Source organism: Paenibacillus artemisiicola, from assembly GCF_017652985.1.
Lineage (GTDB): Bacteria > Bacillota > Bacilli > Paenibacillales > Paenibacillaceae > Paenibacillus_Z > Paenibacillus_Z artemisiicola.
In genome coordinates, this window is record NZ_JAGGDJ010000088.1 from 1 (window position 1) to 11506 (window position 11506).

Genomic DNA, 11506 nt, shown 5'->3' on the forward strand with positions numbered 1-11506 from the left:
CTAGACTTCATTTATAACGCCTCCTAAGGTGAGTTCTGAGGGCTGCAACCCAGTACATACTCATCCTAGCGAGGCGTTCGTTTTTCTGCAAATCGCATCTACTAACACCTACAGGAATGTTAACGGGCACGTTAACTAATTCGAAGCCAATAATGTGTTCTAAAGTGAGGTTTAAAAGATGGCAATCTGTTTGAACTTCGAGTTAATTATTGTAAGAGGAACTATTGCAGAATATCGATTTGGAGAATGCCTAAAGGAACTTGATGGGATATTTGAAATTGACCTGTCTATTTTGTTAAACGACTTTATTTCTTTGGATACCCCCATCTCCGAAGTGGTCAAACTGAAGAATAAGAAACAGTCACAAGCAGCAGCAAATAGAGTGTTTGGTAAGATACATAGCTATTTCGTTGAGCATAAAGAGTACCCTAAAAAAGGCAATTATTATGCTTAGTTGATTACGCTAACTGGGAACGATAGTTGAATGGAGACGCAGCGGCAGCCGGCCTCACGATCGGCTGCCGTTTCCATTGAAGTAACGGGCAGTATAGCGCAACAAGATCATGATTAATAGCGTATAAGTTAACATGGTATAAAATGGAACTTGCAGGGAGTGACGAAAAAAACGGCGGACCTTGGTTCAACTATGAGGAGGGATGTAAGTGAAGTGGACCGCAATTGTACTTATATTGCTTATTGTGTTAACAGGCTGTTCTAAAGATAAAGATTACTACGGCGGTATTACAAAGGATAAAATGACAGATATCACAAATGATTCAAAGCTTGAATATCTCCATGAGTTTAAAGGTCATACGGACAACTGGGGAGCAATGATGTACTTCTACAAAACCAAAGACTCGGAGAAAGTTAGCACCAGAGGGTATTTAATCTACAATGGTAAAGATGAACTGCCAACAGGGGAAGTTACGGTTCTTTATCAAGTAGATGAAGAGACTGGATCTTTTGGAATGATAACCGCCAAGCAGAATCCTCCTACTTATGCATTTCTTTTCAGTACTTCTACTTCGCCCACATCTCAGTCAAAGGTAAAAGTTGTTGTTCAGACAAGAGACAAATCAGAAACAATCGAACTAAAGATGAATTGAACTAACGGGATACGTTAGTTCAAACACAACTGCAGCCGGCCTCAGAACGATCGATCGGCTGCCGTCGTTGCGGGCAGTTTAGCGCAGCAATATCGTTCCACTAGCGTGGGGAGCCGGCAGGATAGATCAAATTTCCGAGTAGTGATTAGTTCAATAGCCACATGTGAAGGCTACCGTGTGTAACTAATTTCGAATTTATTCGTCTATAGCATGAGATTTTAATGTCAAAGGAGGCTTGGGATGCGTCGTAAAAGAACACTAATAATTGCTTTTACTGGATTTTTAGGTTTACTGGTAGTATTCCTTTATTTCACTCCTTTTGCAGGAAACATTGTAGAGCATACAAGATTTCAAGGATACGCTAGAAACATTGGCATTAAAATCATTAAAAAATCTCCACCTCTTCCCAATGTTACTTCAGGACAAACACAAATTCCAGTTATCCAAAGTACATATTGTTGGGGTAATTTAGGATGTGCAGATTATGCAGATGTAGAAACAATGTTAAAAAGGGTTACTCCTACTACTATAAGTCCTAAAGAAGACATTGAAATTTCGTTCGAATATAAAACAGCACCTAGTAGCTTAATCATTCAGCAATATGTTGATGGAAAACCAACACAAATTCCATTGCAAGGTGGCTCTTTCAAGGCTCCAAAAGAAAAAGGAATATATAAATACGGCATATCAGCAGATTTTTCAAAAGGTGATACATCATCCGTTTTTGTTATAGAAGTCAGATGATTATGCTAACGGGACACGATAGCACAATGAAACCAGGCTTCCGGCACGTACGGCAGCCTCTTCAGCTAACGGGCATGATACTTGAGTAGTCTACCGAAATAGGAGATATAAGAAGTGACTAAAACGAGGTGGTTATTCAAGTGGATAGTGTAATTCAAAAATTAAAAAACATCAATTTAGATAATCCCTTCCCGTATAGGGACACTGATAAAATACAAGCTGATTTTCAATATGACTTTCTGAAGCTAACGGACGACAAAAACTCATTGGTTGGTGATTTTAACACGTATTGCATGAATATTGCGGGCACTTTAAGTTACGTGTTAGCTGGAAAGACATCAAAAATTCCACAAAGACAAATCGAAATTTTAAAGTTCTCATTTTTCAGTTGGTTTCAACAATATATGTTTATCCAGGATAAAATCAGTGATTACGTGGAATTTAGTCGGGAATAGAACGCTCGGCTGCCGTCGTTGCGCTAACGGGCAGAATAACGCAACATTGCTGGTATCTCCAACGTCATAATACCCAATTCCAAAAATTGGGCATGGGGGCGTTGGGTCATGAAAATAATTTATCTTTTAGTTCTTTTAGCTTTGTTCACACCCTTCGTAGTGGGTTGTTCTAACTCCAATTCAAACTCGGAGAGGCTGATCGCTATTCGTGAAATAGCATGGAGCAGTGTTCCAAATCAAGATAGGGAACAATTGCACCCAGTATGGAAAAATGCAGAGGTGAAAAGAATAAATTTCGATGAAATGATAAATGAATATTCCATTCCGAAAGGCGGTGCTGAGCCCAAAAAAATAGAAAATCTGTATAAAGTGACGTTTGATAAAAATCATGTGATATTTGTAGACGGCAAAACTAATAAAGTTGTTGGTACGATATTTAATGAGAACTCTTTGGGTTAATTCCTGACACGACTGCAGCCGGCCTTATAACGATCTGTTGCCGTCGTTGCGCTAATGGGCAGGATATTTTAACCAATTAACGAATGTTAGTGTATTGAGATGTTTGCAAAGCTCACTGATAAAGACATTAACAGAAATCCAAAAAACGTTTAAGGGACGGAATATATGAGTGATGAAGTGAGAAAAGTTGGCAGAGAGAGAACATTCAAAGGGCAATTTGCATACTCGAGGATGAACAGGAGAAATATGCTGACTTCACGTTAAAAAACGACTACAACGAATATGAACTCATAGAAGAGTTCATTCGGACTCTTGAAGATGGAGAGATCAATGAAGCGCTAAATGCCGCAATTATTGGGAAAGGCGCATTTCGGAGATTTAAAGATATAATAATAGAATTTGGCATTGATAAGCAATGGTATACCTACAAGGAAAACAAGATAAAGAAATTGGTGATTGGTTGGTGTATCGAACATGACATTGAGTTTCAAAACTAATACAATAAAAATGGAAGCTGCCGTCATGGCAGCTTCATTACGTTAACGGGCAGATTACGTTAACACATCTGATTCTAGAAAGCCCATTCGTAAAAACGAACGGATGGTTTTAGGCGCGCAGCTGAAACAGTGAGGGAAACGGAATGACATCAAGTTCTTGTCATCCGACACCAACCTGAGATGTCGGGTGACAAGAACAACAACATAAAAGGCTACGTATATCGCAAGATGACATACCCACCGAAGTAGTTCAGGAGAGGGTATCACTAACCAAAGCGCGAGCGAAAGGGGCTTATTGACAGGATAAATACGGCAGATGTATAAACATCTTCCGTTTTTTAGCGTACATGAACAAATAATTCCGCTGCCGCGAAACCTCGCACTCCTCTGACGACTCTAATAGATAGAGGTAAGAGGGGAGCTGTAGTCGGAAGTGGACGACATACAAATCGTAAAGCAAGCGCAACGCGGATCGCGCGAAGCATTCATCGAGCTTATTCGCTCTAATGAATCGCGCTTATATATGATCGCGCACCGGATTTTGACTTCCCGGTCGGATGTGCTTGATGCGATTCAGGAGACAATCCTGCGGGCGTATAAAGAAATCGTCAATTTGCGCGAGCCGGCTTATTTTAGCACCTGGCTCGTCCGAATTCTCATTAACGAATGCAGGCGGGTCATCCGGCATAATCGGAAAGTCATTCTGGTGGATCAATTACGAGAAAAGAGTCGCGATGCGCAGATGCTCGAATCGGATTTGGAATTAATAGACTTGCTTAACGGATTAGACATGAACGATCGAGAAATCGTGGTATTGTTCTACGTGGAGGACTTGTCGATTAAAGACATCGCGGGCATCGTGGAGCTGAGCGAGAATGGCGTCAAGTCGAGGCTACACAGAGCCCGTATGAAGCTAGCCGCGCTGATGAAGGATCCTGCGTCGAAGGAGGAATTGCAATGAAACGCACCGATTGGGATGGACGGTTGGCAGCTAAGCTCCGCGTCGACTCGCAGGCTGTACCGACGGATATTCACAAAGACATAGAGCAGGTGCTGGCCGGGTTGCCTGAACGAACGAAGATGCCGCGGCGAGGCAGAACTCCGCTGCGCCGTTCCTGGATTGCAGCAGTGACGGTGATAGCAGTCTTAGTGAGTGCGATGCTATTGTTCAATGACACAAATTCATTCGCCGCCGCACTTAAGGCACGGCTGCATTCCATCTTCGTCGAAAGCGGCGATCCGGCGCTCATGTCGGTAAATGAAAGTAACGAAATGGGCAATCTGGCGGAGAGAACTGACCACGGATATACGATTCGAATTCACGAGGCGATGTTCGACGGTCAGCGGCTGTCGGTTAGCTACTCCGTGTCGCATCCAGGTGGGATTCCGAAGTCGTTGTGGGTGAGGCCTGCCTTTCAACTGGACGAATCGATTAAGCAGGCGTTTCCGGGCCTTATTAGCACTGACTCCGGCGGAATCCGAGATGATACAAAGATTGGGATCGTTAACTATTACTTCGTCGGCGCTGCCCCGCCTCCAGATGAGCTGACTTTGAAGGTAGACGTGAAAGGCATCGCGCTATTCGACGATCCGGCGAAACAACAGATTCTCCCCGGAGACTGGAGCTTCCAGATACCAGTGGTAAAGCAGGGCCGGAAGCTGCAGGATATCGCAAGCTTGCCGACAGTTGCCGACAAGAATGTGAGCTTTGAAGTGAAGCAGGTCCGTCTCGGAACGAAATCGACGCTATGGCGGCTGAACTGGATCTACCCGAGTAAGCTACAGCCGGATCCGTTGGTAAAAGGGAATCCACGATACACAATGCGTTACGTCATAACTGCTTCGGGGCATGAACTGACGTCGGTGATGGAGGTTACTAACAGCGGCCGCTATAAGAAGGACGGACAGCTCGTGGACGGCATGAACTACGAAGGAGTAACGCTCGTTACGGAACAACTCCCAGACGAAGCAAATGAAGTGACGATTACGCCGATTTTACGCAAATGGGATAGCATGCCGGCTTCATCTGGTTTTATTGAAATACCGCTGAAATCATTCGCCGTCAAGGTGCCGGACTGGAATATCACATAACCCATTCGTAAAATTAAAGGAGTTTTTGCTGCAGATGAAAGAGGTGAAGGAAAGGGGAATGACATAATGACATAAATAAAAGCAGCAAGCCAGAAAATGACAAACTGAAATTCGCATTGAACTAAACATTCCTGTTGAGCCTAAGAGATGGGCTTTGAAAAAAAGGGAGCGCCTCAGTATGATGGGTTTGTCGACAACACATCAAGGAGGCGCTCTTACTATGAAGTTTAAGCAATCGGACGTACAAAATCAACGGATTGAACGAATTACTACCTCTCATCTCGTCATAGGAATCGATATGGCCAAAGAAACACATGTAGCTCAAGCTACGAATTTCCGAGGCATCGTCGTTTCCAAACGTCATCTTTCATTCTCAAATAGTATGGAAGGCTTTAAGAAATTGAGCCGCTGGATGACAGAATTACAGCAGAACCACCGTTTAAAGAAGCTCATTATCGGTATGGAGCCGACCGGTCATTACTGGTTTAACCTGGCCAACTGGTTAGCAGATTCGGGACTACAGGTGGCCATGGTTAACCCCGCCACGACCAAGCGAAACAAAGAAAACCGGGATAACAGCCCATCAAAAAGCGACCCCAAAGATGCTCTTGTCATCGCAGACGCTGTTAGTCGGGGCTTTTACTACGAGTATACGCGTCAACCGCTTGAGTTCCAACGATTACGGACGATGATGAGTGATCGAGAATTCTGGGTGACGAACAGTATACGGCTGCAGAATCGGATCATACGTTGGCTGGCTATCCGTTTTCCCGAATATTCGTCTGTATTCAAAGATTGGACCTGTAAGCGGTCATTGGCGACCCTCAAGACATTTCCTTGCCCACGAGATTTGGAGAGGTATACGGTACAGGGCATTATGGATGCTTGGCGAGTCCATATGCAGCGTGCGGGGGGAACGACGGGGATAGAGAAGGCCGCGCAGCTCATCGCACAAGCGAAAAGGAGTGTGGGAGAACGGGCCGCTGAAGAAGAAGCGAAGGTTGATTTAAAACGGCTTATTGAAGAATTTGAGCGCATTACCAGCATGCTTGAACAGATTGAAAAGGACATCGAAGCTTTGCTTTCTGAGATTCCAATGGCGCAGCAGCTTCGCAGCATAAAAGGTCTCGGGAAGATTTTTACCGCGGCCATTCTAGCTGGGACAGGGGATTTAAGCCAGTATGCACATGGGCGACAGGTATTGCGGAAGGCAGGCTTGAACCTGGCTGAAAGCTCGTCTGGAAAGCGGAAAGGACGTATTGTTCTTTCGAAACGAGGAGACTCAGCCTTGCGAAAATATCTTTATCTCGCTACGGTTCAACTCGTTTGGAATAACCCCGTATTCCGCCATCTGCATGAGCACAATGTGCAAGAAAAGAAGATGAAAAAGCAGCAATCCATATTTAAGTTAACAGGGAAGCTCGCTCGAATTCTAGTAGGTATTGTTCAACGAGGAGAAAGATTTATGCCAGAGAAGACCGTTCTAGCCTGGACAGAAGCAGCTTAAGCTCAGGAGCATCACGTATATTGACTCATTCGCGGGATTTCACAAAGAAAGCACGGAGGACCGAGTTCGTGTCCCAAAAGGGCTAAGACCCATCCGCTAAACGCTATCGGTCTCCACACCTTGGTCAGGTATAACGAAGGAATGTAAGGGCAATGACCCGTTGAGATCTGGGAGGGTGAACCCCCAGGGGATTTGTGGAGTGTGCGTGCAGTAGAAGGCATTCGGGGAATGATTCCTGACCATTCCTCTATTCCCGCATACCTAAGACCAAGCCCACCAGCATAACTTTCTTACTTTCCTTTAGGTGCTCTTGAATCCAAGGTGATGAAATCCTGCGAATGAGTGAGTATATGTGAGATAAATTCTTAAAACCGAGGGACGGGACACGGTAGCTCAATAAACCATCATGACGAAGCTGCCGGTATGATCGGCGGCTTCATTACGTTAACGGGCAGGAAAGTTAAATTCATTTCTTGAATAACCACCGTTAGCTTATGAGTTTATGGATGGGAGGGTTAAGATGAAGTCGGTGAAAATAATGTTATTAGGAATAAGCTTGATGATATTTGCGGCAGTATGGGTTATCGACCCAGATGCTAGTTTAGGTGGCGCAGAGTTTTTTATTTTGTTTCTTGGTTTGATATTTTCCTTAATTGGATATATTTTTGGAGATTCGAGAAATTAGAGAGTCGCTTCTCAACTAACGGGACACGTTAGTGGAATACACCATGGAGCAGTTTACCGACGGTAACTGCTCTATTTTTCGTTACGCTAGCGGGCAGGATTGTTAAAGGGGAAATTCATGGATATCCAACGAACATAGTAAGATAAGATTTAAGCTAAAAATGAATGGAGGACCAGGAAGTGAGATCTTATAATTCTATTGTTGTATCTTTACTAATAATTTCTGCCGTTATAATGATTAATGGTTATGTGCAACTCAATAACTCCGTTGTGTGGGGAATGGATAAGGCAAATACCTATATGCGAGAACAAATGGGCGGGAGTATGGATACAAATCAATTCAATATAATGTTACAAAATTTTATTGATCAATTGAAATGGAAAGGAAGTATCTTATTAAGCCTTAGTGGAATTTTATTTATCACTTGTATCTTTAGTTTATTATTTAAAAACAGTTCAAGATTAAACTAACGGGACACGATAGCTCAACCACAAACGAAGGCAGCCGACAATGAAAGCGATCGATTGCCTTCGTTCAGCCGGCCACTGACTAATCTTATGGCGGCACCTCTTGTCTTCCCGGCTACACTTATGATGATGTGAATTTCTGAGCAACTTTACCAGAGTAGGGAGCCTCTGAAAAGTGGCTGTCAGGATATTATATATTCACGAATCTTCACAGCCCCCACTTTAACAAAAAAGGAATGGTACGACATGAAAAAGATTATTTCATGCGTTATGCTCGCGGTGACTCTGCTTGTATCTTCGACGGCCTATGCTGCAACTAGCATGTCGATCATAATCGACGGTACATCCGTCGCCTCCGACGCGAAGCCCGAATTTAAAGATAATCGCACGATGGTGCCATTGCGCGTCATCAGCGAAAATCTAGGTGCCAAGGTCGCTTGGTCAAAATCGGAAGTGACCGTGATTAAGGACGGAATGAAAATCGTTTTAAAGACGGACAGCGCCGTCGCAGTGAAGAATGGCAAGGCGGTACAACTTGACGTCAAGCCGTACGCCAAGAACAATCGCGTGCTCGTTCCGCTGCGTTTTATTGCCGAAACGTTCGGCTGCTCGGTCGACTACAGCCATTCCACGGTATCGGTCGAGAGCGCGCCGCTCGTCATTGACGGCGTACCTGTGAAGGTCATGCAAAATGAATTCCATATGATCATGGGCGGAGTCGTGCAGCAAATAAGCGCGAATGCCTTGAACGAGGCCATATATAGAAGTTTTGAAACGAATAAAGGCGCCAAGGTTGATGCCCCCGTAGACTACTCGTGGACTATTAACCTTGACACTCCGGAATCCTATTACAAAAACGGACAATACGACTTCTTGGACAATAACGGGAAAAGTGTGCAGCGTTACGATATCTACTCGCTGCAACAACCTACCACGACCTCGGAGGTTCTGCTTCATGACGTCACGAAGAATCAATGGTATGTGTTTAGCCGTGACGCCAGAATGGCAATCGATACCCTGGTAGAACGTGCGTACGCTAACGGCTCCCTGAAAGTGATCAGCAATACGGTCGCGTAAGCACGCAAGGTGGTCGATAGCGTCTATTTCACCTGCGCCCGAACAGATGCCAGCCGCGGCGATCTTTCCTGGTCTTTGAGAGACGATAGGTAAATACGGGGGCTGCCATCTGGCGGCCCTTCGCTACGCTAACGGCAGGATTGCAATAATAATGTGTGGAATGAATCTTTATAACTTGTGAGGGGGGCTTTTGATGAATCGAATTGTAGTCATGACGGTAGGAAAGACACACAGTGGTAAGACGACATTTGCTAAACAATTGGAATCGCAGTTGAAAAACACAATTACTATTGACCAAGATAATCACGCATCTTTCATTAATGCTCACTACAAGTCGTTACGTCCGAAAGAAGGACCAAATACGCCGTACTTTGCAATTCTAACCTTGCCCGAAACGGTCGTATGAATTTACTGGACTATTTTCGTAGGAATGGAATTGTCAGCATTCTTGTCTATTTCGATATTCCGGAAGTCGTAATTAAAGAACGAATAACAGAAAGCCAGCGAAGTAAAGATATTTTTCGGAGTGCGTCAACTTTCGAAGAGGTACTAGCTCGACAACAAGAGAGCGATTCATCGGCTCCGGAAATAGGGGAAGCTGACCACTTCTTTATCGTCAACCGTAATGATAATAATTGTGTTTGTTGTTTTCTCGATGTTATTGGGGTGCTCAAACACTGATTACGCAGTTCCTTCAAGTAATGAAATAAATAAGTACTCGGCCCCTTCGAGTAATGAAATAAGTAAGTTTATTGAAGACAATAATGTTAATGTTGTAGCAGTTGAGAATATTGAAGATGTGATTTCGGTTATTATTTTTATAAATAAAGGCTCTGCTGGTTACTTTATGCTTTATAAAGATGGTAGTGGTACCATTCGAGACAAAAAAGTATGGGGTGAACTCTTGGAAAACTCTCCGGTATATTTATCGGGTTCTGCAACCAACTATCCATTTGTTACAATATTGTTGAATGAAAAGCTAATAAAGGGCGCTTCATATGCGGAAGTTACTTTTAGAGATGGTACAAAAGTTACTAAGAAATTTAGCAAAAGCATAGGAGTAATTGTTCCGTATGGAAAGGTCATTAATGGGGATATGCAAATGGAAAATGTTTTTATTTACAACAATTCAAATTCAGTTATTTACAATAAAGCCCTCAATAACGGCTGCCAAATTGGCGTCTCTTCGTTGCGCTAACGGAGCACGCTACTTGAATCAATAAGTCTAAAACCTTCTATTAGTAGCAAACTAGTATTAATTGCTCTAATAGGAGGTTTTATTATGAATTTAAGCGAGCTTTGGCATCATTATGAATCAGATAAACGAATCCAAGGGTTTAGTGCAAATACATTAAAAGCCTATTCCCTGCAACTCAAGATGCTGGTTACGGAACTGGGGACCTAGAACTTACTGAAATAACTCTGAACCTGCTTAAGGAATACCTAGCAAAGCAGTCCGATCGATTAAAGCCTAGCAGTCTAGGGCACCGTATTCGTTTTGTGCATTCGCTCTTCCGATTTGCATATGAAGAAACCTATCTACCCACCAACCCTTCACTCAAGCTACGTGAGCCTAAAATGGATAAACGAATTCCTAAGTTTCTAATGGAGGAAGATGTAATCCATTTAAAGATATCCTGTCAGACTACAAGGGAAAAGGCTCTACTCGAGTTTCTCTACAGCACAGGCTGCCGTATTGGAGAGGTCGAAAGAATAAGCATTGAGGATCTAAATTGGGATAATTGCTCCGCCATTGTAAATGGGAAAGGTTCAAAGCAAAGAGAAATCTACTTCACAACTGAGTGTAAAGTATGGTTGAAGAAGTATTTGGCAAGTCGTAAGGATTCGTGTAAGGCCTTATTTGTAACAGACACTAATCCGGCTAAGCGTATGGCGATTCCAACGCTCAGGTGGCCTATAAAGCGGTTGGCAGTTCGCGGAGCAATCGAGGCAAACGTATACCCCCATCGATTTCGTCATACTTATGCATGCCAGCTGCTGGATAATGGCGCACCATTAGATTTTATTCAAGGCATGCTGGGGCATGAAAAAGCATCAACCACACAAATTTATGCTCAGCTCCGCGGCGAGCGAAGAAGAGAACTTTATCGCCGATTTTTTTAGTGTGTTAGCAGCGGATGATTCAACTAAAGGGCAGGATTGTTCATTCATTTCGCAAATATTGACGGGAAACGAGAGTTCAAGTTCGCAGAAACGGCAGCTAGCTTTAAAAGCTGCCGTTTCCTCAGCTAACGGTCATTAGAATTGAATAACAGTTGGCAATTTTTTTCAATCCAATACCTTGTATTATAGAGTAATCTATTTTATAGTGATTGCAAGAGGTGAAAAAAATGGAAGTTAACAAAGAGGTGTTAAAAGGTCACATAGACACCCTCATTCTTTCTTTGCTTCAAACCA

General features: G+C 43.4%; 14 protein-coding genes and 1 pseudogene. All 15 read left to right on the top strand.

Annotation, left to right across the window (positions count from 1 at the left end):
* Nucleotides 1-178 precede the first annotated feature (178 nt).
* The 15 genes and pseudogenes from I8J29_RS32795 (at nucleotide 179) to I8J29_RS34565 (ending at nucleotide 11212) form a co-directional block, all read left to right on the top strand.
* On the top strand, nucleotides 179-454 hold the full coding sequence (locus I8J29_RS32795; RefSeq protein WP_208851467.1) for a hypothetical protein: 276 nt from the start codon (nucleotides 179-181) through the stop codon (nucleotides 452-454).
* 208 nt (nucleotides 455-662) lie between these two features.
* Complete coding sequence (locus I8J29_RS32800) at nucleotides 663-1106, top strand: hypothetical protein (RefSeq protein ID WP_208851468.1); 444 nt, start codon at nucleotides 663-665, stop codon at nucleotides 1104-1106.
* 240 nt (nucleotides 1107-1346) lie between these two features.
* The gene (locus I8J29_RS32805) at nucleotides 1347-1850 is read left to right on the top strand and encodes a hypothetical protein (RefSeq protein WP_208851469.1); all 504 of its coding nucleotides are present in this window, start codon (nucleotides 1347-1349) and stop codon (nucleotides 1848-1850) included.
* 140 nt (nucleotides 1851-1990) lie between these two features.
* Nucleotides 1991-2305 (top strand): YxiJ family protein, encoded by a 315-nt coding sequence (locus I8J29_RS34700; RefSeq protein ID WP_208851470.1) that lies wholly within the window; start codon nucleotides 1991-1993, stop codon nucleotides 2303-2305.
* Between the two features lie 108 nt (nucleotides 2306-2413).
* Nucleotides 2414-2764, top strand: coding sequence for a hypothetical protein (locus I8J29_RS32815; protein ID WP_208851471.1), 351 nt, complete (start codon nucleotides 2414-2416; stop codon nucleotides 2762-2764).
* 203 nt (nucleotides 2765-2967) lie between these two features.
* Nucleotides 2968-3261, top strand: a complete 294-nt coding sequence (locus tag I8J29_RS32820; protein ID WP_208851477.1) for a UPF0158 family protein — start codon at nucleotides 2968-2970, stop codon at nucleotides 3259-3261.
* Nucleotides 3262-3694: 433 nt separating this feature from the next.
* Nucleotides 3695-4222 carry a sigma-70 family RNA polymerase sigma factor gene (locus I8J29_RS32825; protein ID WP_208851472.1) on the top strand — a complete coding sequence of 176 codons (528 nt, stop codon included), beginning with the start codon at nucleotides 3695-3697 and terminating at the stop codon, nucleotides 4220-4222.
* Nucleotides 4219-5352 (top strand): DUF4179 domain-containing protein, encoded by a 1134-nt coding sequence (locus I8J29_RS32830; RefSeq protein WP_208851473.1) that lies wholly within the window; start codon nucleotides 4219-4221, stop codon nucleotides 5350-5352. The genes I8J29_RS32825 and I8J29_RS32830 overlap by 4 nt, the downstream gene beginning before the upstream one ends.
* A gap of 220 nt (nucleotides 5353-5572) precedes the next feature.
* A complete protein-coding gene (locus I8J29_RS32835; protein WP_208851474.1) occupies nucleotides 5573-6859 on the top strand; it encodes an IS110 family RNA-guided transposase in 1287 nt (428 codons plus the stop codon).
* Between the two features lie 520 nt (nucleotides 6860-7379).
* On the top strand, nucleotides 7380-7544 hold the full coding sequence (locus I8J29_RS32840) for a hypothetical protein (protein WP_208851475.1): 165 nt from the start codon (nucleotides 7380-7382) through the stop codon (nucleotides 7542-7544).
* Between the two features lie 713 nt (nucleotides 7545-8257).
* On the top strand, nucleotides 8258-9088 hold the full coding sequence (locus I8J29_RS32845) for a copper amine oxidase N-terminal domain-containing protein (protein ID WP_208851476.1): 831 nt from the start codon (nucleotides 8258-8260) through the stop codon (nucleotides 9086-9088).
* 193 nt (nucleotides 9089-9281) lie between these two features.
* A pseudogene (locus tag I8J29_RS34705) lies at nucleotides 9282-9769 on the top strand (ATP-binding protein).
* A complete protein-coding gene (locus I8J29_RS32855) occupies nucleotides 9726-10286 on the top strand; it encodes a hypothetical protein (protein ID WP_208851478.1) in 561 nt (186 codons plus the stop codon). The pseudogene I8J29_RS34705 and the gene I8J29_RS32855 overlap by 44 nt, the downstream one beginning before the upstream one ends.
* Before the next feature lie 84 nt (nucleotides 10287-10370).
* On the top strand, nucleotides 10371-10493 hold the full coding sequence (locus I8J29_RS34560) for a hypothetical protein (protein WP_338113331.1): 123 nt from the start codon (nucleotides 10371-10373) through the stop codon (nucleotides 10491-10493).
* 173 nt (nucleotides 10494-10666) lie between these two features.
* The gene (locus tag I8J29_RS34565; protein WP_338113332.1) at nucleotides 10667-11212 is read left to right on the top strand and encodes a tyrosine-type recombinase/integrase; all 546 of its coding nucleotides are present in this window, start codon (nucleotides 10667-10669) and stop codon (nucleotides 11210-11212) included.
* Nucleotides 11213-11506 lie beyond the last annotated feature (294 nt).

Excerpts from the sequence above, each read along its gene's own strand:
- I8J29_RS32795 (WP_208851467.1), top strand. The coding sequence starts at position 179 with ATGGCAATCTGTTTGAACTTCGAGTTAATTATTGTAAGAGGAACTATT.
- I8J29_RS32805 (WP_208851469.1), top strand. The coding sequence starts at position 1,347 with ATGCGTCGTAAAAGAACACTAATAATTGCTTTTACTGGATTTTTAGGT.
- I8J29_RS32815 (WP_208851471.1), top strand. The coding sequence starts at position 2,414 with ATGAAAATAATTTATCTTTTAGTTCTTTTAGCTTTGTTCACACCCTTC.
- I8J29_RS32830 (WP_208851473.1), top strand. The coding sequence starts at position 4,219 with ATGAAACGCACCGATTGGGATGGACGGTTGGCAGCTAAGCTCCGCGTC.
- I8J29_RS32835 (WP_208851474.1), top strand. The coding sequence starts at position 5,573 with ATGAAGTTTAAGCAATCGGACGTACAAAATCAACGGATTGAACGAATT.
- I8J29_RS32840 (WP_208851475.1), top strand. The coding sequence starts at position 7,380 with ATGAAGTCGGTGAAAATAATGTTATTAGGAATAAGCTTGATGATATTT.
- I8J29_RS32845 (WP_208851476.1), top strand. The coding sequence starts at position 8,258 with ATGAAAAAGATTATTTCATGCGTTATGCTCGCGGTGACTCTGCTTGTA.
- I8J29_RS34560 (WP_338113331.1), top strand. The coding sequence starts at position 10,371 with ATGAATTTAAGCGAGCTTTGGCATCATTATGAATCAGATAAACGAATC.
- I8J29_RS34565 (WP_338113332.1), top strand. The coding sequence starts at position 10,667 with ATGGATAAACGAATTCCTAAGTTTCTAATGGAGGAAGATGTAATCCAT.